The sequence below is a fragment of the Bradyrhizobium barranii subsp. apii genome (assembly GCF_011516635.5).
Taxonomy (GTDB): Bacteria; Pseudomonadota; Alphaproteobacteria; order Rhizobiales; family Xanthobacteraceae; genus Bradyrhizobium; species Bradyrhizobium barranii.
In genome coordinates this window covers 6,944,086-6,967,273 of the sequence record NZ_CP096255.1, presented here as the reverse complement: position 1 = coordinate 6,967,273, position 23,188 = coordinate 6,944,086, and the positions used below count along the sequence as shown (strand labels likewise).

The 23,188-nt window shown below is 64.3% G+C and carries 25 protein-coding genes and 1 pseudogene; 15 read left to right on the top strand and 11 right to left on the bottom strand.

What is annotated here, in order from left to right:
- Position 1 precedes the first annotated feature (1 nt).
- Both HAP41_RS33550 and HAP41_RS33545 read left to right on the top strand, forming a co-directional pair.
- Positions 2 to 1,255 carry an ATP-grasp domain-containing protein gene (locus HAP41_RS33550; RefSeq protein ID WP_166090501.1) on the top strand — a complete coding sequence of 418 codons (1,254 nt, stop codon included), beginning with the start codon at positions 2 to 4 and terminating at the stop codon, positions 1,253 to 1,255.
- Entirely contained in the window at positions 1,252 to 2,751 is a 1,500-nt protein-coding gene (locus HAP41_RS33545; RefSeq protein WP_166090505.1) for a pyridoxal phosphate-dependent decarboxylase family protein, read from the top strand. The genes HAP41_RS33550 and HAP41_RS33545 overlap by 4 nt, the downstream gene beginning before the upstream one ends.
- Positions 2,752 to 2,830: 79 nt before the next feature.
- On the opposite strand, the gene flbT is transcribed toward HAP41_RS33545, so the two are convergent.
- The gene (flbT, locus tag HAP41_RS33540; RefSeq protein WP_071912194.1) at positions 2,831 to 3,256 is read right to left on the bottom strand and encodes a flagellar biosynthesis repressor FlbT; all 426 of its coding nucleotides are present in this window, start codon (positions 3,254 to 3,256) and stop codon (positions 2,831 to 2,833) included.
- A gap of 322 nt (positions 3,257 to 3,578) precedes the next feature.
- On the opposite strand from flbT, the gene HAP41_RS33535 reads away from it, so the two are divergent.
- From HAP41_RS33535 to flaF, 3 genes are all read left to right on the top strand, one after another.
- Positions 3,579 to 5,183 (top strand): DUF1522 domain-containing protein, encoded by a 1,605-nt coding sequence (locus HAP41_RS33535; protein ID WP_063982267.1) that lies wholly within the window; start codon positions 3,579 to 3,581, stop codon positions 5,181 to 5,183.
- A gap of 243 nt (positions 5,184 to 5,426) precedes the next feature.
- The gene (locus HAP41_RS33530; RefSeq protein WP_166090509.1) at positions 5,427 to 7,034 is read left to right on the top strand and encodes a flagellin N-terminal helical domain-containing protein; all 1,608 of its coding nucleotides are present in this window, start codon (positions 5,427 to 5,429) and stop codon (positions 7,032 to 7,034) included.
- A 290-nt stretch (positions 7,035 to 7,324) separates the two neighbouring features.
- The gene (flaF, locus tag HAP41_RS33525; RefSeq protein WP_014493991.1) at positions 7,325 to 7,693 is read left to right on the top strand and encodes a flagellar biosynthesis regulator FlaF; all 369 of its coding nucleotides are present in this window, start codon (positions 7,325 to 7,327) and stop codon (positions 7,691 to 7,693) included.
- A gap of 53 nt (positions 7,694 to 7,746) precedes the next feature.
- Here the strand turns inward: flaF and HAP41_RS33520 are convergent, their stop codons facing one another.
- From HAP41_RS33520 to HAP41_RS33505, 4 genes are all read right to left on the bottom strand, one after another.
- Positions 7,747 to 8,109, bottom strand: a complete 363-nt coding sequence (locus tag HAP41_RS33520; protein WP_166090513.1) for a hypothetical protein — start codon at positions 8,107 to 8,109, stop codon at positions 7,747 to 7,749.
- 159 nt (positions 8,110 to 8,268) lie between these two features.
- Positions 8,269 to 8,766, bottom strand: coding sequence for a hypothetical protein (locus HAP41_RS33515; RefSeq protein ID WP_028158316.1), 498 nt, complete (start codon positions 8,764 to 8,766; stop codon positions 8,269 to 8,271).
- Positions 8,767 to 8,777: 11 nt separating this feature from the next.
- Positions 8,778 to 9,146 (bottom strand): flagellar assembly peptidoglycan hydrolase FlgJ, encoded by a 369-nt coding sequence (gene flgJ, locus HAP41_RS33510; protein ID WP_028148518.1) that lies wholly within the window; start codon positions 9,144 to 9,146, stop codon positions 8,778 to 8,780.
- Entirely contained in the window at positions 9,146 to 10,270 is a 1,125-nt protein-coding gene (locus HAP41_RS33505; RefSeq protein WP_028148517.1) for a flagellar basal body P-ring protein FlgI, read from the bottom strand. Before HAP41_RS33505 ends, flgJ begins: the two co-directional genes overlap by 1 nt.
- Before the next feature lie 270 nt (positions 10,271 to 10,540).
- Here HAP41_RS33505 and HAP41_RS33500 point away from each other — a divergent pair, with 270 nt between their 5' ends.
- On the top strand, positions 10,541 to 10,954 hold the full coding sequence (locus HAP41_RS33500; protein WP_063982271.1) for a flagellar assembly protein FliX: 414 nt from the start codon (positions 10,541 to 10,543) through the stop codon (positions 10,952 to 10,954).
- Here the strand turns inward: HAP41_RS33500 and HAP41_RS33495 are convergent.
- Complete coding sequence (locus HAP41_RS33495; RefSeq protein ID WP_166090537.1) at positions 10,951 to 11,316, bottom strand: winged helix-turn-helix transcriptional regulator; 366 nt, start codon at positions 11,314 to 11,316, stop codon at positions 10,951 to 10,953. The two genes, HAP41_RS33500 and HAP41_RS33495, sit on opposite strands and share 4 nt — an antisense overlap.
- A 164-nt stretch (positions 11,317 to 11,480) precedes the next feature.
- Here HAP41_RS33495 and HAP41_RS33490 point away from each other — a divergent pair, with 164 nt between their 5' ends.
- The gene (locus HAP41_RS33490) at positions 11,481 to 12,092 is read left to right on the top strand and encodes an NAD(P)-dependent oxidoreductase (RefSeq protein WP_166090540.1); all 612 of its coding nucleotides are present in this window, start codon (positions 11,481 to 11,483) and stop codon (positions 12,090 to 12,092) included.
- A gap of 212 nt (positions 12,093 to 12,304) precedes the next feature.
- The gene (gene dksA, locus HAP41_RS33485) at positions 12,305 to 12,670 is read left to right on the top strand and encodes an RNA polymerase-binding protein DksA (RefSeq protein WP_008554760.1); all 366 of its coding nucleotides are present in this window, start codon (positions 12,305 to 12,307) and stop codon (positions 12,668 to 12,670) included.
- A 303-nt stretch (positions 12,671 to 12,973) separates the two neighbouring features.
- Here dksA and HAP41_RS33480 read toward each other — a convergent pair whose 3' ends face one another.
- Positions 12,974 to 13,372, bottom strand: a complete 399-nt coding sequence (locus tag HAP41_RS33480) for a winged helix-turn-helix transcriptional regulator (RefSeq protein ID WP_175618042.1) — start codon at positions 13,370 to 13,372, stop codon at positions 12,974 to 12,976.
- Positions 13,373 to 13,466: 94 nt separating this feature from the next.
- On the opposite strand from HAP41_RS33480, the pseudogene HAP41_RS33475 reads away from it, so the two are divergent.
- A pseudogene (locus HAP41_RS33475) lies at positions 13,467 to 14,497 on the top strand (SDR family oxidoreductase).
- A 96-nt stretch (positions 14,498 to 14,593) separates the two neighbouring features.
- Positions 14,594 to 15,373 carry a 2-keto-4-pentenoate hydratase gene (locus tag HAP41_RS33470; protein WP_166090547.1) on the top strand — a complete coding sequence of 260 codons (780 nt, stop codon included), beginning with the start codon at positions 14,594 to 14,596 and terminating at the stop codon, positions 15,371 to 15,373.
- Between the two features lie 148 nt (positions 15,374 to 15,521).
- Here HAP41_RS33470 and flgH read toward each other — a convergent pair whose 3' ends face one another.
- Genes flgH through flgF form a run of 4 tightly spaced genes read right to left on the bottom strand, consistent with a single transcriptional unit; the run spans position 15,522 to position 19,009 of the window.
- Positions 15,522 to 16,286 carry a flagellar basal body L-ring protein FlgH gene (gene flgH, locus HAP41_RS33465; RefSeq protein WP_063982276.1) on the bottom strand — a complete coding sequence of 255 codons (765 nt, stop codon included), beginning with the start codon at positions 16,284 to 16,286 and terminating at the stop codon, positions 15,522 to 15,524.
- Between the two features lie 3 nt (positions 16,287 to 16,289).
- Positions 16,290 to 17,432 (bottom strand): flagellar basal body P-ring formation chaperone FlgA, encoded by a 1,143-nt coding sequence (gene flgA / locus HAP41_RS33460; RefSeq protein ID WP_166090558.1) that lies wholly within the window; start codon positions 17,430 to 17,432, stop codon positions 16,290 to 16,292.
- 10 nt (positions 17,433 to 17,442) lie between these two features.
- A complete protein-coding gene (gene flgG / locus HAP41_RS33455) occupies positions 17,443 to 18,231 on the bottom strand; it encodes a flagellar basal-body rod protein FlgG (RefSeq protein ID WP_014494004.1) in 789 nt (262 codons plus the stop codon).
- Between the two features lie 16 nt (positions 18,232 to 18,247).
- Positions 18,248 to 19,009 (bottom strand): flagellar basal-body rod protein FlgF, encoded by a 762-nt coding sequence (gene flgF, locus HAP41_RS33450; RefSeq protein ID WP_071912210.1) that lies wholly within the window; start codon positions 19,007 to 19,009, stop codon positions 18,248 to 18,250.
- Between the two features lie 381 nt (positions 19,010 to 19,390).
- On the opposite strand from flgF, the gene fliL reads away from it, so the two are divergent.
- The 5 genes from fliL (at position 19,391) to HAP41_RS33425 (ending at position 23,184) form a co-directional block, all read left to right on the top strand.
- Complete coding sequence (gene fliL / locus HAP41_RS33445; protein ID WP_085405903.1) at positions 19,391 to 19,891, top strand: flagellar basal body-associated protein FliL; 501 nt, start codon at positions 19,391 to 19,393, stop codon at positions 19,889 to 19,891.
- 19 nt (positions 19,892 to 19,910) lie between these two features.
- Complete coding sequence (gene fliM / locus HAP41_RS33440) at positions 19,911 to 21,113, top strand: flagellar motor switch protein FliM (RefSeq protein WP_063982279.1); 1,203 nt, start codon at positions 19,911 to 19,913, stop codon at positions 21,111 to 21,113.
- A complete protein-coding gene (locus HAP41_RS33435) occupies positions 21,110 to 21,556 on the top strand; it encodes a DUF6468 domain-containing protein (protein ID WP_063982280.1) in 447 nt (148 codons plus the stop codon). The genes fliM and HAP41_RS33435 overlap by 4 nt, the downstream gene beginning before the upstream one ends.
- A 9-nt stretch (positions 21,557 to 21,565) precedes the next feature.
- The gene (locus HAP41_RS33430) at positions 21,566 to 22,327 is read left to right on the top strand and encodes a MotE family protein (protein ID WP_166090579.1); all 762 of its coding nucleotides are present in this window, start codon (positions 21,566 to 21,568) and stop codon (positions 22,325 to 22,327) included.
- A 659-nt stretch (positions 22,328 to 22,986) separates the two neighbouring features.
- A complete protein-coding gene (locus tag HAP41_RS33425; RefSeq protein ID WP_166090582.1) occupies positions 22,987 to 23,184 on the top strand; it encodes a hypothetical protein in 198 nt (65 codons plus the stop codon).
- Positions 23,185 to 23,188 lie beyond the last annotated feature (4 nt).

The window sequence follows — 23,188 nt, the reverse complement described above, 5'->3', positions numbered from 1 at the left end:
GATGCAGCATCCAGTTTCCGCGCCGATCGGCGTGACCGTGCCGAACTATGCCGACCGCATCGGCTTTGCGCAGCTGACGCGCCAGGCCTTCGAAGGTGTCGATCTGCAGCCACTGCGCGATCAGCTCGTCACGCGGATCACGGAAGGAGCAGCGCACGCGGGCGAAGGCCTTGACCTATCGCTGATCGTCCAGCTACTCGGCGACAAGGCGGCGGGGCTGGCGATCCAGTCGGAGGTGCTGACCTTCCATCAATTGTTTCGCACGCCCGCTGCGGCTCCGAAGCCCGGCTTGCGCGTGCTCGCCCTTGCGGCCGACATCGACATGGGCGGCAACACGCCGATCGAATTCCTGCTCGAAGGCTCCGATTTCGAGCTGCTGACGCTCTATGTGACCAAGGATGTCGGCTTGCCTGAAACGTTGCCCGATCACGACGTTGCCATCGTGGTTGCATCCGATTCCGAGGAATGCCGGGAACCGCTCGCCCTGATCGAAAAGGCGGCGCCGCGCTGGCCGCGACCGCTGCTCAATCGCCCCGATCTCATCGGCAACCTCGATCGCGACAAGCTGTATCGGCTGCTGGCGGGCATCCCTGGTCTCGAGATTCCATCGACCATCCACGCCACGCGCGCGCAATTGACGGATCTCGCGCAGGGCCGGATCGCTTGCGAGGACATCGCCGGCGAATTACGCTTTCCGATGATCGCGCGGCCGCGCGGCACGCATGCCGGTGTCGGGCTCGCGAAACTCGACGATGCGCCGGCACTCGCGGCCTATCTCGCCGAGCGCGAGGAGCAGGATTTCTTCGTCGCGCGCTTCGTCGATTATGCGAGCCCCGACGGGCTCTACCGCAAATATCGTCTCGCCATGGTCGACGGCAAGCCCTACGCCTGCCACATGGCGATCGCCGATCGCTGGGACATCTGGTATCTCAACGCCTACATGGCGTTCAGCGAGGAGAAGCGGGCTGAAGAGGCCGTCTTCATGCTGGACTTTGACCACGCCTTCGCCGCGCGCCACAAGACCGCGCTCGACGAGATGAGCCGGCGCGTCGGCCTCGATTATTTCATCGTCGATTGCGCCGAGAACCCAAACCGCGAGCTGCTGGTCTTCGAAGCCGACAACACCGCCGTCGTGCACAACATGGATCCGCCGGTCGTGTTTCCGTACAAGCCGCCGCAGATGCGCAAGATCTTTGCCGCGTTCACGGCGATGCTGTCGCGGCAAGCAGGAGAGGGCAAGGCGAGCGCAGCATGAACGAGATCATCCGCAACGCGCAAAGCTCCGTCGCGCAGGCTTCGCTCGATCCGCAGGACTGGAGCGAATTTCGCACGCTCGCCCATCGCATGCTGGACGAGGCGATCGACGGTATCGCCAATGTCCGCACGCGGCCGGTGTGGCAGCCGATTCCCGACGGCATCCGCGCGGCATTGAAGGCCGACGTGCCGCGCGAGGCGAGCGACCTTGCCGATGTCTATCGCGAATTCGCCGAGCATGTCGCGCCCTATGCGACCGGCAATGTCCATCCCGGGTTCATGGGCTGGGTGCATGGCGGCGGCACCGCGGTCGGCATGCTCGCGGAGATGCTCGCAGCTGGCCTCAATGCCAATCTCGGCGGACGCGATCACATGCCGATCGAAGTCGAGCGCCAGATCGTCGCGTGGATGCGGCGCCTGTTTGATTTCCCGGAGCGTGCGAGCGGCATCTTCGTCACGGGCACGTCGATGGCCAATTTGATGGCGGTGCTGGTGGCGCGCACGAGCGCGCTCGGCACGCTGGCGCGGCAGCACGGCATCGGCAATGACGGCGCGCTGCTCACGGCCTACACGTCGCGGGCCGCGCATGGCTGTGTCTCCAGGGCGATGGACATCGCCGGGATCGGCACCGATGCGCTGCGCAAGATCGATGTCGATGCCGATCATCGCATCGACGTCGCTGCGCTGCGGACGCAGATCGCGATCGATCGCGAAGTCGGCTTCAAGCCGTTCCTGGTGGTCGCATCTGCCGGCACGGTCGATATCGGCGCGATCGACGACCTCAAGGCGATCGCTGCGCTGTGCCGCGAGGAAGGAATCTGGTTTCACGTCGATGGCGCCTTCGGGGCGCTCGCGATCTTCTCGCCCGAGCTCGCGCCCATGCTCGGCGGCATCGAGCTCGCCGATTCCATTGCGCTCGACTTCCACAAATGGGGGCAGGTGCCCTACGACGCCGGCTTCCTGCTGGTGCGCGACGGCGAGCAGCACCGGCAGGCCTTTGCGCAGCCGGCGGCCTATCTGCGCCGCGAGGCGAGGGGGCTTGCGGCGGGTGCGGTCTGGCCCTGCGATCTCGGCCCCGACCTGTCGCGCGGCTTCCGCGCTCTGAAGACCTGGTTCACGCTGAAGACGTTCGGCACCGACCGGCTGGGTGCGGTGATCGCGCGAGGCTGCGCGCTGGCGAAATATCTGGAGACGCGCGTGCTGGCCGAGCCGCGGCTGGAATTGCTGGCGCCGGTGAACCTCAACATCGTCTGCTTCCGCTACCGCGCCGACGATGCAGTCAATCGCGAGATCGTCGCCGATGTCCAGGAGTCCGGCGTTGCGGCACCCTCGAGCACGACGCTGGACGGCAGGTTCGCGATCCGCGCTGCCATCGTCAATCACCGTACCGACGAGACGGACATCGACGCGCTTGTGGCTGCGGTGCTGGAGTTCGGCGCGCGGCGGACCGGCGGTGGTCTGATCGAGGTCGAGGCGCCGCCGCTGGCGGCGCAGTGACCAGGCATGCAGGTGAAACGACAACGGCCCCGGACATGATCCGGGGCCGTTGTCGTTTGGGCAGGCTGATGCGTGCCGATCAGGCGGCCGAGCTGACGTCACCCTTGGGATGCGTCGCTTGGTACTGGTCCCGCAGCTTCTCTTCATAGGCGATCAGCTTGCGGGCATCCTTCAGCGCCCGGTAGAGATCGCCGCTCATGATGTTGTTGTTGATGCTTTCGATGATCGGCCAGGCGCTCGGCACCGCGGTGACGATGTCGCGCACCAGGTTGAAGTAGGTGCCGTGCTGGCTCTGCGGATCCGGCGAGATGTACATGAGCTGGACCGCGAGATAGACGAGCTTGGCCGGCGTGTCGGCGGTCTCCGGCGTGAGGATGTCGCGCTCGCGCAGGATCGGCACGTTGTCGCCGTCGATCAGGAGGCGGGCGCGCTGGTCGGTGTTGGTGATCACCGAATTGCCGACGATGATGCGTTCGTGCGGTTTGAGCTCAACCTTGAGAGCCATGCCTGTTCTCCATCAACCCTTTTACAACGATCCGTCGCGGCGTTCGTGCGATGAGGGCGATCGTTCGTGATTTGGAGCCGATCCTTGCGCAACATGGTTAACAGGTCGTAAACGACGGCGGCGGGGACGGAAAATGCAACAATTTCAAGGCCGATAGCGGCATGTCCGGCCGTCTGCCGCGGCCTCGAAGGGGGCTTCCGGCGTCGCGGCGGGAAAAACTGCGGGTTTCATTTCACGGATTGTTAGAGGCTTGGACGCACGGTCCGGCGGTCGTCTGATCAATTGGTCAGATAGGACGCGTAGCTACCAGAAAGGTAACAGTATGTCCGTCGTTCTCTCCGCATCGGTTCGCCAGAACCTGCTCTCCCTCCAGTCCACCGCCGACCTCCTCGCCACCACCCAGTCCCGTCTGTCGACTGGCCGCAAGGTGAACTCGGCTCTGGATAATCCCACCAACTTCTTCACCGCCCAGGGCCTTGATAACCGCGCCAGCGACATCGGCAATCTGCTCGATGGCATCGGCAACGGCGTTCAGGTTCTCCAGGCAGCCAACACCGGCATCACCTCGCTGCAGAAGCTGGTGGACAGCGCCAAGTCGATCGCCAACCAGGTGCTGCAGAGCCCGACGGGCTACTCCACCAAGTCGACCGTGACCTCGACCGCCATCACCGGCGCGACCGCCAGCAACCTGCTGGGTACCGCTTATACCAACAGCACCGTCGCCGGCACCGCCGTGCTGAACGACAACACCGGCACTGCGGTCAACATCACCGCTTCCACCCAGCTGGTTGGCACCGCGGGCGCGACGTCCGACGACCTTGCTACGGCCATCACCAACGGCTCGGTCCTGACGGTCAACGGCAAGAACATCACGTTCTCGACCGCGCAGACCACTTCGACCACCGACACCGCCGGCAACGTCACCATCGGCATCGGCACGGGCAGCACCTTGACGGTGCAGAGCGTGCTGAGCGCGATCGACGGCATCACCGGCACCGGCACCGCCTCGACCGTCGCGGCTGGTAAGCTCACGCTGAGCACCGGCACGACCTCGGATCTCACGATCGCGGGTTCGGGCAACGTGCTCGCCGCGCTCGGTCTCACGGCCGGCACCACCGCCCGCGTCCCGCCCGCCATCTCGGGCCAGACGCTGACGATCGCAGCCACCGGCGGCGGCACGCCCACCAGCATCACCTTCGGCACCGGCACCGGCCAGGTCTCGACGCTGAACGGGCTCAATTCGGCGCTGGCGGCCAACAACCTGCAGGCCTCGATCGACTCGACCGGCGTGATCTCCATCACGACCACGAACGACGCGGCCTCCTCGACGATCGGCACGCTCGGCGGCTCGGCCTTTACCGCCACCGGTCCGTTCCACAGCGCTGCCATCGCGGCTCCGGTTGCCGATCCGACCTCGCAGACCCAGCGTGCAGGCTTGGTTGCGCAGTACAACAACGTGCTCGCGCAGATCAACACGACCGCGCAGGATGCCTCTTTCAACGGCGTCAACCTGCTCAACGGCGACACGCTGAAGCTGACGTTCAACGAAACCGGCAAGTCGACGCTGAGCATCACCGGTGTGACCTTCAACACCGCGGGTCTCAACATCTCGACCCTCGCGTCGGGCACCGACTTCCTGGACAACGCTTCGGCCAACAAGGTCCTGACCTCGCTCAATGCCGCCAGCAGCACGCTGCGTTCGGAAGCATCGACGCTGGGTTCGAACCTGTCGGTCGTGCAGATCCGTCAGGACTTCAACAAGAACCTGATCAACGTCCTGCAGACCGGTTCGTCAAACCTGACGCTGGCCGACACCAACGAGGAAGCGGCCAACAGCCAGGCGCTGTCGACCCGCCAGTCGATCGCGGTCTCGGCGCTGTCGCTGGCCAACCAGTCGCAGCAGAGCGTGTTGCAGCTCCTGCGCTGATACGCGACGAAAATCGTCAAACAAGGCATTACGGCGGGGCTTTTGCCCCGCCGTTTTTTGCGCGTGACGCGGCGTGAGCCGGGTTTCAGGGAACCCTGGCCGGTTAATACCTTGTTAACCCTGTGGCTTAAGCCGCCATTAACCTTAATTTAAAGGAGTGCGTCTAGAACTAGACAAAAGCCCATTTGCCAGACCGGCGGGCTCCGATCCGTACGCGTCGCGCTCCAAGAGGAAGATCTGCCAATGTCCAACATCGTTCTCTCGGCATCAGTCCGCCAGAACCTGTTGTCGCTGCAGTCGACAGCCGACCTGCTCGCTACCACGCAAGGACGCCTTTCGACCGGCAAGAAGGTGAACACGGCGCTTGATAACCCCACCAACTTCTTCACCGCACAGGGGCTCGACAATCGCGCCAGCGACATCAGCAATCTCCTGGATGGCATCAGCAACGGCGTGCAGGTGCTGCAGGCCGCCAACACCGGCATCACCTCGCTGCAAAAGCTGGTCGACAGCGCCAAATCGATCGCCAGCCAGGTACTGCAGAGCCCGACGGGGTACTCGCCTAAATCCAACGTGACGTCGGCCGCGGTCCCCGGTGCGACCGCCAACAACCTGCTGGGCACGGCATACACCAACAACACGGTCACCGGCACCGTCGTCAACAATGACGATACGAGCGGCGCGGCGCCGATCACGGGCGCGACCAAGCTGGTCGGTACCGCCGGTGCGGGTTCCGACGATCTCGGTACGACCATCACCAACGGTTCGGTCCTGACTGTCGACGGCAAGACGATCACCTTCTCGACCGCGCAAACCACCTCGACCACCGACTCGTTCGGCAACGTCACGATCGGCATCGGTGCGGGCAGCACACTCACGGTGCAGTCGGTACTGAGCGCGATCGACGGCATCACGGGTACGGGCACGGCCTCGACAATTTCCGGCGGCAAGCTCGTGCTCAGCACCGGCACGAGCCAGGATCTGGCGATCTCCGGCTCGGGCAACGTGCTCACGGCGCTCGGCCTCACTGCCGGCACCACCGCCCGCGTTCCGCCCCCGCTCAGCGGCAAGACGTTGACGATCGGTCCGACCGGCGGCGGCACCGCCACCAGCATCACCTTCGGTGCCGGCGTCGGGCAGGTTTCCACGCTCAATCAACTCAACGCGGCGCTGGCGGCGAACAACCTGCAGGCAACGATCGACACGACCGGTCATCTCAACATCGTGACCTCCAACGACTCGGCGTCCTCGACGATCGGCGCAATCGGCGGCACGGCCGCGGCGAGCGGCCAGCCCTTCTATGGCCTGATCGCGCAGGCGCCCACCGTCGACCCGGATTCGCAAGCCACGCGCGCCAATCTGGTCGGGCAGTACAACAACGTGCTCGCGCAAATCAACACCACGGCGCAGGACTCTTCCTACAACGGCGTGAATCTGCTGAACGGCGATACGCTCAAGCTCGTGTTCAACGAAACCGGGCGTTCGACGCTGAACATTCAGGGCGTCACCTTCAACGACGCCGGCCTCAACCTTGCTCCCTTGACCTCGGGCGTTGATTTCCTGGACTCGAAATCGGCGAACGCTATTCTGACTTCGCTCAACTCGGCCAGCACCACGCTGCGTGCCGAGGCGTCGACGCTCGGTTCGAACCTCTCGATCGTGCAGATCCGTCAGGATTTCAGCAAGAACCTGATCAACGTGCTGCAGACCGGCTCGTCGAGCCTGACGCTTGCGGACACCAACGAGGAAGCGGCCAACAGCCAGGCGCTCTCGACGCGTCAGTCGATCGCAGTCTCCGCGCTGTCGCTCGCCAACCAGTCGCAGCAGAGCGTGCTTCAGCTCCTCCGCTAACCGCGACGCTGACGTACACGATGAATCATTCAACGGCGAAGCCTAGGCTTCGCCGTTGTTTTGAGCGAGATCGCTAACTGTCGATTAGCTCAGATCAGCGCATGATGGATGCAATCGTTTACAGTGCGAGCACTCGGATTTAGCCTTGAGGTGAAGGTGGATGCCGCGACCCGTAATTGTCCGGAGATCGTCCGCACTCTCACGTAAGCAAATCTTAAGCGGTGCTGCCTAGGGTTGGGAAAGAAATCCTTAAGCCTGTACAACGGGCGAGGAAACCTCCAGGGTGATCGATGTCGAGTTCTGCTGCTTCGGCCTACGCGCGTGTAGCCACGACCACTGCGTCTCCTCGCGATATCGAGGCGCAGACGCTCCTGAAGGCCGCCAACAAGCTGCAGGACGCCATCAACAGCGCCGATCCCTTCAACGAGCAGACGACGCAGGCGTTGATGTTCAACCGCAAGCTCTGGACCATCTTCCTGAGCGAGGCGATGCGCGACACCAATCCGCAGCCGCTCGACGTTCGGCAGAGGATCGCCAACATCAGCGTGTTCGTGCTGAGCCAGACTGCAGCGCTGCTGATGAGCCCGCAGCTCGATCACTTCCGCCCGCTGATCGAGATCAATCGCAATATCGCCGCCGGTCTTTCGGGACGGTCGTAACGCGACCGATTCGAACGACCTCGATACGGCCGTCGCGACCCGCGGCGTGAACGTCAGGCGCTGCGATCGGTGCTGAGTGGACGCGGGGGCTCGGACTTCATGTCCAGTGCGTGGAAATAGGCGCGCCGCCGCAGCATCGCTTCATCCGGAAACTGATCGACAACCGCATCGGTCCTTTCGTTCACAACCTGGAACACGAAGGACGCGGCGGGTTGATTGAAAACGACCTGGCGTGAAACGCTATCGTTGGTGCTCTGCAAATCATTGCGCGCAGCCGCGCTCGTATCGCTCGCGGCGACCGTCTGGCTCACCGGCAAATCAGTTTGCACGGCCTTGTTCGCCGCCGCATTGGACGTCGTTATGATCTGCACGGGGGCCGGTATCCCCACCGGCCTGATGCTGAAATCTGTACTCATGGCAGCCTCCTGGTTGCCTCGTCTGAGTCAAATCCCAACCCCTCTCAATACGCAACCATGGAACACCAGGATTGAAGACCGGGTAAGCAAACGTGCCTAACCGCGCGACGATACCGTCGCGCGGTTTTTCGTAAAATTGCAGGGAGTTTTCGCGCGCGCTCAGAGCGAGCGGCTGACCGCGAGTGGGGTGATATGGCGTGGGCCTGGAGCCGCGCGGCGTCCCGCCGCGGTGTAGGTGTTCGGCACGTTGCGCTTCTGGATCTCGGCGTTGACGCCGCGCACCACGCTCTCCGAGACCGCGTGTGCGGTCGCGAGCACGGTGAGATTGACCTGGAGCATCGCGCGGAACGCGTCGTGATGCCGATGCAGCGTCGAGAGCAGCTCGGGCGCGGATTTCGCGAGCTGGGCCTGGTTCGTCTTCAACTCGCTGACGGCGCTGACATAGTTGCGCGACAGCTCCTGCTTCTTGCTCTCGAGCGTCATCGCTTCGCGGACCTGGCCGGCGCGAACGAGCTCGGTCTCGCGCTCGACCAGTCCGAGCAGGGCGTTCATCGCATCCATCAGCTGCTCGGCGACCTTGCGCGCCTCGGCGTTGCCGGGTGCGGTGTTCGGGCGCTGCGCTTGCACCGGCTGACGTGAGGCGTTGAAGTGGTTCATCTCGGTTGACCTTATGCCGTGCGGATTGTTTTCGCCTGCTGCATGATGAGGGTGCGGTAGACTTCGGTGGCGACACCGACGCCGCCGGCCTTGGCGAAGTTCTTGGAATATTGCTCGGTCAGCATCGAACGCCACACGCCGGTGCCCGGGGTGTCGCCGAACGGACCTTCGCCCTTCAGGCCCGAGGTCATCTGCGAGAACATGCTGTTGAGGAACATCGCCTCGAAATCGGTGGCGGTCTTCTGCGCCTTCGACTGCTGCTGCGGCGAGACCTTCTGCAACGCGGCGGCGAGCTCGAAGTCGGGCCGGCCGTTGCGGCTCTCCACCGAGAAGGCCGAGGAGGTGACGACGTGCGGGGTGTTGATCATGCTGGTCTGCATCACATCACCTCGATGTCGGCTTCGATGGCGCCGGCGGCCTTGATCGCCTGGAGGATGCTGATGAGGTCGCGCGGGCCGATGCCGAGGCCGTTGAGGCCGTCGACGAGCTGCTGAAGCGAGACGCCGTCCTTGACGACGGCGAACTTCTTGCCGTCCTCGACGACGCTGACGCCGGTGCGCGGCGTGACCACGGTGCGCCCGCGTGACAGCGGGTTGGGCTGGCTGACCTGCGGGCTCTCGGAGATGGTGACGGTGAGGTTGCCTTGCGCCACCGCGACGGTTGCGACGCGAACGTCGCGGCCCATCACGATGATGCCGCTGCGTTCGTCGATGACGATCTTGGCGGCGAGATCAGGATCGACCTGGAGCTGCTCGATCTCGGTGAGGAAGGCGACGACGTTGCCCTTGAACTCCGGCGGGATCGAAAGCTGTACCGTCGAGGGATCGATCGGCTCGGCCGTCTTGACGCCAAGATAGTCGTTGATCGCGGCCGCGATCCGCTTGGCCGTGGTGAAGTCGGCGTTGCGCAGCGCGAGCCGCACATTCGGCAGCCGATTGAGTGCGAACTCGATCTCGCGCTCGATGATGGCGCCGTTGGCGATGCGGCCGACGGTCGGAACGCCGCGCACGATTTTCGCGGCTTCGCCTTCGGCCTGGAAGCCGGAGATCGCGAGCGAGCCCTGTCCGACCGCGTAGACATTGCCGTCGGCGCCGAGCAGGGGCGTGACCAGCAGGGTGCCGCCGCGCAGATCCTTGGCGTCGCCCAGCGCGGAGACGGTGACGTCCATGCGCGTGCCCTGGGTGGCGAAGGCCGGCAGATTGCCCGTGACCATCACGGCGGCGACGTTGCCGGTGCGGATGGTGGCGCCGCGGATGTTGACGCCCATGCGCTCGAGCATCGCTTGCAGCGACTGTTTGGTGAAGGGGATGTTATTGAGCGTGTCGCCGGTGCCGTTGAGGCCGACGACGAGGCCGTAGCCGATGAGCTGGTTCTGCCGCACGCCCTCGATATTGGCGAGGTCCTTGATGCGCGATGTCGCGCTTGCAGACGTGACCGAGAGCGCCAGCGCTGACAGCGCGGCGCAGGCCACCCCAACAATCCTCACCCAACGAACGCCTGGCATCCTCTGCTCCCCGAGGCTCCTCACATCTCGGACCATCCCCGACACTCCCATGACGAGCTGGTCCGACGCTTTCCTTGCGAGTGCTGTGCCAACGCGGGGCAGCGGGGTTACGCGATTGAATAGGTTGAATAAACCTGTTTCCACCGGTGTCAGGGAGCGTTCTCCCTGAGGAGCGAAACTGCCGCCTCTCGGCAGATTTTGCCGGGCCGTTTACGCGCCGTTAACCATAAGACGGCGAAGGTGACGGCATCGATCACCCGGATTCCTGCGATGCGCATCTACGGACCGAACGGCACCACGCTAGGTACGCCGGCCAGCCAGGCCAGGCGGACGAGCTCCGGCACCTTCGTGCTGCCCGACACCTCGTCGGCGCAGGAGACGCGGGGCGCTGCCGCACCGAAGGCGGCCGCGAACATCGATGGGCTGCTCGCACTGCAAGGCATCGAGGAAGATCCGGTCGAGCGCCGCAAGCGCTCGGTCGCCCGTGGCAGGACCGCGCTCGACGTGCTCGACGATCTCAAGATGGGATTACTGTCCGGCAATCTCGACGCCTCGACCGTGATGCGGCTGCGCGATGCCGCGGCGAACCTGAAATCATCCTCGGGCGATCCTGGTTTGGATTCCCTGCTGTCCGAGATCGAGCTGCGCGTCGAGGTCGAGCTGGCCAAGGCCGGGCAGGCTTAGGCCGCTTCGTCCTTCTGCTGCGTGTCGTAGCGGCGCTGGGCGGCGAGCACGTCCTTCAGATTCTGCTCGGCCCAATCGCGCAGGGGATCGACGGCGGCCGCGAGCGTCACCCCGAGCTGCGTGATCGAATACTCCACCGTCACCGGTACGGTTGCGATGGCGTGACGCTTGATCAGGCCGTCGCGCTCGAGCGACTTGAGAACCTGGCTCAACATCTTCTGCGAAATGCCTTCAATCGTTCGGCGCAACTGATTGAAGCGCATCGGATCCTCGCGCAGCAGCAGCAGCACCGCCCATTTGTCGCCGACGCGGTCGAGGATCTGGCGCGTGGGGCAGTTCGCTGCATAGACGTCTGGCTTCATCGTCAACTCCTCACGATCCGTTTGGCCCCTTGCCGGCTCGCGCGCCGGTGACGGGTCCCGGTTACTCTTGCGTAATCAGGTAAGCACAAAGTGCTCTCTTAACACCAGCATCCTTTGCGATATCTAGTAACCGTTAGTTACCAAAAGAAGCAAAGGAGCCTTCCATGAAAATCGCAGTCGCCGGCGCCTCAGGCGGGGCCGGGTCGGAGATCACCAAGGAACTGTCGCGCCGCGGCCATGCGGTCACGGCGATCGCCCGGAACCCCGAGAAGATCGCGACCCTGCCGAACGTCACGCCCACCAAGGGCGACGTGCTCGACCAGGCTGGCCTTGCCAGGCTGTGGGCGGGGCATGACGTCGCCGTGAGTTCCGTGCACTTCCTGGCCAGCGATCCGCTCAAGCTGATCGGCGCGGCGAAGGAGTCCGGTGTTGGTCGCTACCTTGTTGTCGGCGGTGCCGGTAGCCTGGACGTCGCTCCCGGCGTCAAACTGGTTACAACCCCCGGTTTTCCCGCCCAATACAAGGCCGAAGCGGAGGCGGGCGGGGCTTTCCTTGAGCTGCTGCGACAGGAAAAGGACCTGAACTGGACCTTCATCTCGCCGTCGGCCCTCTTCATCGAGGGCGAGCGAACCGGCAAGTTCCGGCTCGGGGCCGATCAGCTTCTCGCAGATGCGAACGGGAAAAGCTGGATCAGCTTCGCCGACTACGCCATTGCGCTCGCCGACGAGATCGAGCGGCCGGCCCACCCGAGGCAGCGTTTCACGGTCGGTTACTAGGCCTTCGGCCGCCCCCGGGTTCTTCAGGATAAACCTTCCTGTGCAAGGGCTTGGGGCGCTAACCGAACGATCAGGGAAATATTGTCTGTCACATGAGGCCACTATATAAGCCCGGCTTAACGGACCCCGTTCCGTTGCGAGTCGTTGCTTAGACAGATAGGCCGCCCTTGGAAAAGTTGAAAAACTACCGACCGACCGAAAAAGAGCCTTTCATGAACGACCGGCAGAAGGAGTACTTCCGTTTGAAGCTCCTCGCCTGGAAGGATGAGATCCTCAAAGAGTCCAAGCTCACGCTGCAGGCTCTGCAGGAGGAGAACGTGAACCACCCCGATCTCGCCGATCGGGCATCGTCCGAAACCGACCGCGCCATCGAACTCCGCGCCCGCGACCGCCAGCGCAAGTTGATCGCCAAGATCGACGCCGCGCTCCAGCGTATCGAGGACAACACCTACGGCTATTGCGAGGACACCGGCGAGCCGATCTCTTTGAAGCGGCTCGAAGCCCGGCCCATCGCAACGCTCTCGGTGGAAGCGCAGGAGCGCCACGAGAAACGCGAGAAGGTCTACCGCGACGAATAGAGTCCGAGCCGCAGCGATGCGGCTCTTTGTTTTTGGGCTCACGGTGCAGCTTGAGCGCCGTGATCAGCATTTTGTCTGCCGCTTGCCGCGACGCGCATCAGCGATCGCGAAAAGTGAATCACGATCAATGGGCTGGAGTCACTTCCTCCGAGCTCACGTAAGTTCGGATGAGAAACAGCCTTCACTTCAGGTGCGGGAGGTTTTGCGAGTCGCATCAACGAGATCGACTCGAAGGCTGAGGCAACGATCCGGCAGCTTCACACATCGCTGCAATCAGGCTTGGCTGCATCAGGCTTGGCTGCATCAGGCTTGCTGCGACGCCACAAGGCGCGCATCGCCATAAAGCCTGGACCAGCTCAATATTTCCTTAAACGCCGGCAACAGGCCGTAGGCCGCATCCGTCAGCTCGTATTCGACCCTCAAGGATTTCTCCGCGAAGACGGTTCGCGACACCAGGCCGTCCTGCTCGAGCTCGCGCAGCTGCATGGTCAGCATGTGCTGGGTGATGCCGCCGATCGCTCGCCGCAACGCGCCGAAACGGACGGCGCGGTTCATCAGCGCGAACAGGATCTCCAGCTTCCACTTGCCGCCGAGTGCATGGATGGCGCGCTTGAAGTCGGCGAGCAGGGCAGGGTCGGGGCTGCAATCGCAGTCGCCGTCGCAAACGCTGGTCAGGTTTTCCATACCGGTCTCGAAATCCATTCTACTTGTTCCCCGGAAGATTGTGACCAGATGCGGCCTTGAGCAGGGTGGCGGAACCAATTCGCCCAGCCTGCGCAATGAGGGGAACTCGGCAATGAGCATTGTTCTGGTCACCGGCGGGTCCGGCTTCGTCGGCGTCCATGTCGTCCTGCAGCTTCTGGCCGCCGGCCATCAGGTGCGGACCACGGTGCGCCGCCCGGACCGGCAGGCCGACGTGCTGGCGATGTTGCGCGAGGGTGGGGCTGCGTCGCCTGAAAGCCTGTCCTTTTTCACCGCCGATCTCACCGCGGACGACGGCTGGCGCGAGGCCGTCGCCGGCTGCGATTACGTGCTCCATGTCGCCTCGCCATTGTCGACCAGTGTTCCCAAGGACGAGAACGAGATGATCATCCCGGCCCGCGACGGCACGCTGCGCGTGCTGCGTGCCGCACGCGAGGCCGGCGTCAGGCGGGTCGTCGTCACCTCGTCGCTGGGCGCGATCGGCTATGGCCATCCGGCGCGCGACAGGCCGTTCGACGAGACCGACTGGACCAATCTCGACGGCGCCGACGTGCAGCCCTACATCAAATCCAAGACACTGGCCGAGCGGGCGGCTTGGGATTTCGTCGCGCGCGAGGGCGGTGGGCTCGAATTGTCCGTCGTCAATCCCGCCGGCATTTTTGGCCCCGTGCTGGGGCCGGACTTCTCCGGCTCGATCGAGATCGTCAAATCGCTGCTCGACGGCGCCATGCCGGCGGTGCCGTGGGTCTATTTCGGCGTGGTCGACGTGCGCGACGTGGCCGATTTGCACCTCTGCGCGCGATGACGGCGCCCGAAGCAAAAGGCGAGCGCTTCATCGCGGTCTCCGGGGAGACGATGTCGATCCTCGATATCGCCAGGGTGCTGCGGCGGGAACTCGGGCCCAGGGCGCGCCGGGTTCCGCGGCTCCAGGCCCCGGACTGGCTGGTGCGGCTGGCCGCAAACCGGATTCCGCTGCTGCGCGCGGTTGTGCCGATGCTTGGAAGGGTTCGGCATTCCACCAGCGCCAAGGCGAGGTCGCTGCTTGGCTGGCAGGCCCGTTCCAACGACGAGGCGATCCTCGCGACGGCCGAGAGCCTGATCCGGCTCGGCCTCGTCAAGGGCTGAGGCGCCCCGTGGCCCGTCCTTTGGCCCGTGCTTGTCACGCCGCGGCGGGGATGCTGAAGTGCCGACCTCAATTGCGTAGCGTGGGAGCCGGCGCCGATGGACAAGATTCTCAAAGCCGCAAAGGCGATTGCGCTCGCGCGCCGTAACCGCGCGCCGCTCGCAGCCCTGGACCATCCGCCGGCTGACGAAGCCGAGGGCTATCAGGTCCAGCGCGCGCTGCACGATCTCCTGTTGCCGCATGTCGGGCCGCTGGTCGGCTACAAGATCGGCTGCACCAGCCAGGTGATGCAGGACTATATCGGCATCCCGCATCCCTGCGGCGGCAGCGTGTTCCAGAAGGGCGTGCACGAGAGCGGGGCCAAGCTCGCGGCTGCCGACTATGTTCGCGTCGGCGTCGAGTGCGAGATCGCGGTGCGATTGAAGCGCGACCTCGCCGCCGGCGAGGCGCCGTTCACGGCCGAATGGGTCGGCGAGGCCGTCGAGGCCTATCATCCCGCGATCGAGATCGTCGACGACCGCTATGTGAAGTGGGAGTCGATGGGCGCGCCGACGTTGATCGCCGACGATTTCTTCGCCGCCGGCTGCGTGCTGGGTGAGGCGGTGCCGCGCTCGTCGGTGCCGGATCTGAAGGCGGTCAAGGGCCGCGCCATCGTCAATGGCGAAGAGGTCAGCCACGGCACCGGCGCCGACGTGCTCGGCCATCCCCACAACGCACTCGCCTGGCTCGCCAACCACCTCGCCGCCGAAAGCAAGGGTCTGCACGCGGGGCAACTCGTGCTGACGGGGAGCCTGGTGAAGACGCTGTGGCTGAAGGCCGGCGACAAGGTGCGGATGGAGCTCGACGGGCTGGGCGTGGTGGAGGCGGAGTTTACGTGAGGGCTGCTACGGCAATCCCCGCCGTCAGTCGTCCCAATCGCCTTTACAAAATACATGCGGCCTCCGGCAGGGGAGCTACCGGAGGCCGCGTAGTACATCGTCGTTCGCGCCTAGGTTCGCGAACACGATGTGGGAGCTCGGGAGAGGCTTAGAAGGGCAACAGCACGTCCATGACCTGCTGGCCGTAGCGCGGCTGCTGCACGTCCGTGATCTGGCCGCGGCCGCCATAGGCGATGCGGGCCTGTGCGATCTTGCTGGAATCGATGGTGTTGTCGCTCTGGATGTCTTCGGGGCGGACGATGCCGGCGACGATGAGCTCGCGGATCTCGTAGTTGACGCGGATCTCCTGCTTGCCTTCGACGACGAGGTTGCCGTTCGGCAGCACCTGGGTCACGACCGCGGCGACGTTGGTCTGCAAGGCCTCCGTGCGATTGACCGAGCCCTTGCCGTCGGCGGAGGATGTCGAGTCGGTGGTGAGAAGGCGGCCGGGCAGGATCTTGAGCGGCTGCGTGACCGTCTTGCTGCCGATGAAATCCGTAATCCCCGAATCCTCCTTGGCGGTGCGGCTGCGCTGGGTCTCGTTGGCGATGTTGGCCTTGTCGGTGATGTTCACGGTCACGGTGAGGAGGTCGCCGACATGGGTCGCGCGCTGATCCTTGAAGAAGGCCCGGCTGCCGTTGCGCCACAGCGAGTTCGGATTGTAGGAGGCGACTTCCGGCTTCGGCATCGGCATCTGCACCGGCTTGTAGCCGGGCTGCGTCGTCGGATTGTCGATCGCCGACAATTTCGGTTGCTCGCCGATCTGCGACAGGCGGTCGATCGAGGAGCAGCCGCTCGCCAGCGCGCAAACTGCCAGCAGCAGACCAGAGATCGCGACGCGACGTAGACGGGAAGCCGAACTGAACCTGGACATGACTTACTCTGACTTGGCTGGAGCTTGCGGGACGCGAACTTGTGGAATCTGGGCTTGGGCGATCTGAGCAGGAGACGCGGGGGCCTGGACCAGGCTCTGTGCGAGCGCTGCAGCAGCGGCCGCCGGGGTGGGCGTTTCGTCGCGCTTGAGCGAGGAGGTCTGCTCGACCGCAGGCGCCATCGGCGCGGACTGGCTCGCGCCTTGGATCGTCACCTGGCCGCGACCGGTGACAATGCCTGCCAGCGTGCGCTTGGTCTGGAGATTGAGCACGCTCACGGTGTCGCCCTCGGCGCCGCTCTCGAGCGCCTTGCCGCGCGTGGTGAGGTAGATCCCGGGGACCTGGTAGATGACGGTGACGCTCTGGTCGCGCGACACGAAGTCCGGCTTGACGATGTCGGCGACGCGGATCGGCATGCCCGCCCGCATCGGCCGGCGGAGTTGCATGCCAATGGTGCGGTCGCGCGAGGCGGGCTCACCGGTGACCTCGGCCTTGGGCCGGCGCTCCAGCGTGACGTCGGAGGATTTCAGGAGGTCGGCGCGGTCGATGTCGCGCGTCAGCACGGCCACTTCCACCGTCTCGATCGCGATGCCGGTGAAGCGCAGCTTGGTCGGCGTCGGATTGTTGTCGTTGTTGATCTCGAAGGCGATGTCGAAACGGCCGTTGCGGGCGTCATAGCGGGTTGCGACCGGCTGGAGCGCACCGGTGTTGGAGGCGTCGAGCCGCATGTCGGCGACGCCGCGGTCGAACGTGACGGCGATGTTGGCGGCTTCCCCAAGGCCGAAGCGGCGCTCGAGCGCCGAGGCCACCGCGGTTTCGAGGTCCTTGTTGGCGAGTGTGCGGGCGAGGCGGGTGACCTGGACTTCCTTGATGTCACCGGTCATCACGCCGATCACCTGCTTTGCGCGCAGCACCGACAGCACATGCGCGACCGGCAGCGCGCCGGTGGTGCCGAGATCGGGCGAGCGGTAGACCGGGATCAGCGCGGCCGAGCCGGCATGGTCGATGAGATCGCCGACCCGCACCACGTCCGAGGTCACGGTGACGCTCGCGCGCAGCGTCGGCGCTGCGATGAAATCGTCGGCGGCCTGCGCCGGCAGCGCCAGCAGCAGGAAAGCGGAGATCGTGGCGAGGGTGGTGCGGATCATCGTCATTACCTCAGCGGAACAACGCCGTGGTCGATTGCATCATCTGGTCGGCGGCGCTGATGACCTTGGCGTTCATCTCGTAGGCGCGCTGCGCAGCGATCAGGTCGCTCATCTCCGAGACAACGTCGACATTGGCCTGCTCCAGGCTGCCCTGCGTGACCTTGCCGTAGCCTTCGGAGTTCGCGGTGCCGTCCTGCGGCGGGCCGGAAGAGGGCGTCTCGACGAACTGATTGTTGCCGACGGGCTGGAGGCCCGCTTTGTTGATGAAGCGGGTCACGCCGATCTGGCCCTGAACGGCCGACGTCGACGAACCCGGCAGCGTCACCGAGACCTGGCCCTGCTCGTTGACGGCGAGGCCGGAGGCGTTGTTCGGGATGGTGATGGTCGGCTGCACCGGGTTGCCCTGCGCGGTGACGACGCGGCCCTGGTTGTCCATCTGGAAGGTGCCGTCGCGGGTGTACTGGAAGGTGCCGTCGGGCATCAGGATCTTGAAGAAGCCTTCGCCCGAGATCGCGAGGTCGAGGTCGTTGCCGGTCTGCGACAGCGTGCCCTGCGTCATGCTGCGCGGCGTGCCGACGGTCTTGACGCCGCCGCCGATGTCGACGCCGACAGGCACGATGGTGCCCTGGTCCGAGGCCTGCGCGCCGACGCGGCGGACGTGCTCGTAGATCAGGTCCTGGAACGCCGCCGTCTGCTTCTTGAAGCCGGTGGTGCGCAGGTTGGCGATGTTGTTGGAGATGACCTGGACGTTGAGTTCCTGGGCCGCCATTCCGGTCGCAGCGGTGTGGAGCGCTTGCATGTCAGTGATCCCCTAATCAGGCCGGAACGTCGGCGAGCTTCTCGATCGCCGATTTGTGGAGGTCGCTCTGCTGCTGAAGCAGGTTAGCGATGGCGGTGTAGCTGCGCATGACCTCGACCATGCGGCTCATCTCGCCGACCGAGTTCACGTTGGACTTCTCGATGTAGCCCTGGCGCACGGTCGACTTGGTGATGGCCTGCGGGGTCGCGGAGCCTACGTCGTAGAGGTTGGCGCCGAGCTTGGTCAGTTTCGCCGGATCGTCGAACGCAGCCATGCGGATCTTGCCGCGGATCGAGTCGGTCTTGGCGGTGCCCTCGAGCACCGTGACGGTGCCGTCGGGTGCGACGTTGATGTCGTGGTCGGTCGGCTGGAAGGTGATCGGGCCGCCGGTGCCGAGCACGAGGTTGCCGTCGGAGGTGACGAGCTGGCCGGTGCTGTTGAGCGAGAATTTGCCGTCGCGGGTGTAGCGTTCGCCGCCATTGGCCTGCACCGCGAAGAACGCGTTGCCGTCGATCGCCATGTCGAGCGGGTTGTTGGTCGGCTCCATCGGCCCCTGGCCGACGTCGCGGAAGGTGCCGCGGTCCTGCACATAGGAGACCCGGCGGTCGGACGCGATGAAATTGTCCTCACGCGCGTTCGAGTTGAGAAACTCCTCGAACAGCGAATGGTCGGCCTTGAAGCCGTTGGTGTTGGCATTGGCGACGTTGTTGGCGATGACATCCATCTGCCGTTCCAACGTCATCTGCCGTGACAAGCCGATCAGAAGCGCGTTCTGCATCGGAAATCTCCCCTGAGTGAGCCCGCCACCTCGCTCTCCCAAGCGCCTTGGCCGACCCGTGAACAAGACCGCCGGGTTCTCCCAAACCCTCCGGCCTCGGTCCTTTCTTAGCGAAAGCCGTGCCAACTCCAAAAATGGTGTAATTTCAATATCTTGTCGATTTTTGAGAGGTGCGGGAAGGCGGCAGAAAGGTTCTGTTAGCCATGTTTGCCCGGCAGATTTTTCCTAGTGGGGGCCCAATCGAAAGATTCCGTTAACCATTATTACCGTAGCGTTTGCGTGTAAGAGGAGCGCACTGCGCTGGGGCATTTGTATCGCGTCACTGTCTGCCAGGAGGCTTCGCTCTTTCGACCCTTTATGAGATGAGCGAGCCTATCGACCATGGCAGACAATGAAGCGGAAGGCGGCGCAGCCGCCGAAGGCGCGGAAGCCGCTCCGCCGAAGAACAAGCTCAAGCTCATCATCATGGCCGTCGGTCTGCTCGCCGTCCTCGGCGGCGGCGCCGCGACCTGGTTCTTCTTCTTCCGTCATGGCGACGACGAGCATCACGCCGAGGCGGCGCCGCCGCCGAAGCCGCCGGCCTTCGTCGACGTGCCCGACATCATGGTCAACCTCGCCGGTGCGCCCGGTGAACGCGTGCAATATCTCAAGCTCAAGATCGTGCTGGAGCTGAAGGAAGAGAAGCAGATCGAGGCGATCAAGCCGACGATGCCGCGCATCACCGACATCTTCCAGACCTATGTGCGCGAGCTGCGCTCCTCCGACCTCAACGGCTCCGCCGGCGTCTTCCGCCTCAAGGAAGAGCTGACCAAGCGCGTCAATGCGGCGGTTTCCCCGATCCAGGTCAGCGCGGTGCTGTTCAAGGAAGTCGTGATCCAGTGAGCATGACGGGCTAGGGATCATGGCAGGCACCGACCAACCAGACCAGGATGCAATTGCCGCCCAATGGGAGGCCTCGCTTGATTCCGAGGATCCCGCGGAGGCCGCGAAGGCTGCTGCCGCAAACGAACTATCCGAGACCATGGCCCTGCAATGGGCGGCCATGGTCGAGGACGGCAGCCGCGATCTCGGCGCCGGCAAGAATTCCGGCGAGCGGGTGCTGTCGCAGGAGGAGATCGACAATCTTCTCGGCTTCGCGGTCGGCGACGTCACGCTCGACGACCATTCCGGCATTCGCGCGATCATCGATTCAGCGATGGTCTCCTACGAGCGTCTGCCGATGCTCGAAATCGTCTTCGACCGCCTGGTGCGGCTGCTGACGACCTCCTTGCGCAATTTCACCTCCGACAACGTCGAAGTCTCGCTCGACCGCATCACCTCGGTGCGCTTCGGCGACTACATGAACTCGATCCCGCTACCGGCCGTTCTCTCGGTGTTCAAGGCCGAGGAGTGGGAAAACTTCGGTATGGCGGTGGTCGATTCCAGCCTGATCTATTCGATGATCGACGTGCTGCTCGGCGGCCGCCGCGGCGCGAGCCAGCTCCGCATCGAGGGCCGGCCCTACACCACGATCGAGACCGAGCTGGTCAAGCGGCTGGTCGAGGTGGTGCTGGTCGACGCCGAGCAGGCGTTCCGGCCGCTGTCGCCGGTGACCTTCACGATCGATCGGCTCGAGACCAATCCGCGTTTCGCCGCCATCAGCCGTCCTGCCAACGCCGCGATCCTGGTGCGCCTGCGCATCGACATGGAAGATCGCGGCGGTAATATCGAGCTGCTGCTGCCTTACGCGACCATCGAGCCGATCCGGGGCGTCCTGCTCCAGATGTTCATGGGCGAAAAATTCGGCCGCGACACGATCTGGGAGGGCCATTTCGCCACCGAGATCAACCAGGCCGAGATCGCGGTCGATGCCGTCCTGTACGAGGCCGAAATCCCGCTCAAGCAGCTGATGCGGCTCAAGGTCGGCGACACCCTGCCGCTCGACATGCGCGCGGATGCCAACGTGACTGTGCGTTGCGGCGACGTCACCCTGACCGAGGGGCGGATGGGCCGGGTCGGCGACCGCGTCGCGATACGGGTGACGAAACCCCTGCGCAAGCCAAGTACGACACTTGCGATGTTTGAGAAGGTGGACGAGCAGAACAAGATGATGGAGGCCCCATGAACCACTCCCTGGGAATGGCGATCGAGACGCTGGTGGCTATCCTGCTGATGCTGACCATCGTCTACTGTGTCATGCTCAACAAGCGGCTGACGCGGCTGAAGGCGGACGAGCATTCGCTGAAGGCGGTCATCGGCGAGCTGATCACCGCCACCGAGATCGCCGAGCGCGCGATCGGCGGGCTGAAGCTCGCCGTGCGCGACGTCAACGAGAACCTCGGCAGCCAGCTGGCGGCGGCGACGCAGATGTCGGACCAGCTCTACAAGCAGCTCGGCGAAGCCGACAACGTGGTGCGGCGCCTGTCCAAGATTGCGATCGCCGCGCGCCCTGCGGCGAGCCCGGAAGCGGCCGCGGTGCCCGCGGCCAAGCCCTCATCGGCGAAGGCGGTGGCGGCTGCGGCCGAAGCCTTCTCCGAGCGCCGACGATCCAACGGCCTTGCGGCATAAAGTCAGGGTATGAAATCCTTTCGTAACATCCGCGTCATTCCGGTCGTCCTGGTCGCCGTCGCAGGGCTCGCCACGCTCAAGGTCGTGGGCCTCGTGATCAATGGCGGCTATGTCTTCGACTACCAGCCGAGCCAGATCAAGAAATCCTGGGCGCAGGAGAATCTGAACTTTCCGACGGGGCGGGAAGACCCCGATATCACGGGATCTACCCACGGCGCGCCGAAGGAGGCGCCGAAGCCCGCCGCGCCCGAGACCAAGCCCGAGGGCACCGTGGTCAAGATGGAGGAGGCCCAGCCGCAGGTCTCGGCCTCCGAGCGCGCGATCCTGGAGCGCTTGCAGGCACGCCGCCAGGAGATCGAGTCCCGCCAGCGCGAGATCGACATCCGCGAGAGCCTGCTCAAGTCGGCCGAGAAGCGCATCGAAAACAAGGTCGAGGAGATGAAGGCGGTGGAATCCCGCATCTCCGCGACCCAGGCCGAGCAGAAGGCCGCCGAAGCCCAGCGCATGAAGGGCCTCGTGACCATGTATGAGGGCATGAAGCCCAAGGACGCCGCACGGGTGTTCGACCGGCTCGAGATGGGCGTGCTGATCGAGATCGCCTCGCAGATCGCGCCGCGAAAGATGTCGGACATCATGGGAGTGATGTCGCCGGAGGCCGCCGAGCGGCTGACGGTCGAGATGGCCCGCCGGGCCAATGGCGGCGGCGATCAATCGGCCGCGGCCGGCGATCTCCCCAAGATCGACGGCAAGCCGACGCAAAAGCCGAATTGAGGCTCCGGAGGCGCGGCGCGCTGCGGCAGCCTGCGCGCAATCGCGCGGTCGTTCGGCCTGTACGCGGCTAGACGCCTTGCGTGTCTAGTTCGCGAACCGCTGTTGAACCCTGGGACCCGTCGCGCTCAGCGGCTTCTCGACGGGAAGGAGGGTCTCGCAGTGCTGCCTGATCAGCGCAGCCTTCGTCGTGCGAGTCACGAGATGAAGGGTGCTGTGGCAGCAGGAACACTCGTATACCTTTAGTGCATAGCCCCGCGCGATTGGAAAGACGGCTACGACCGCTCTTGCCTGGCTACATACAATGCAGTTGGCTTCTCCGCTCATTGATTGCTCCCCCAAAAAAGTTGACCAATCGCATTCGCATCGCAATGATCACATTTGATTCAGAGTCGTTGATGGACCGCAACACCTCTGAGGTTGTGCGAGCCTACTCGGCAACCAAGTACGCAGGTCAAACGCGCCGGGGAGTGGGGTGATCGCGAGCTTGATATCTTTGCCGCACGAAGCTCGTCGGCTCGCGTTGCAGATGCAGCTGAAGCAAGCGGCATCTTCTGAGGCTGCGATGAGTTGACGCGTGCAACTGTGAACTGGAGTACAGTGGTGCTGGAGAGTTCGTCCTAGGCTCCCGCCATCGGCAATCAGCCGCGCGGGCGGAAGCCATGAATTACTCGTCCGTAGCAGAACGCGCAATCGAAGCCGTCAATCGGCTGCTCATCGCGGCGATGACGTTGGCCTGGACATCCGCGCTTGACCATCAGCATGCATTGCCGCCGCAAGAAGAGGATGGCGACATTGACGATGCTTGTCCCGAGCGGGACAGCTCCGCCGCATCGGATGGCATCGGAAAACAACACTGAAGAT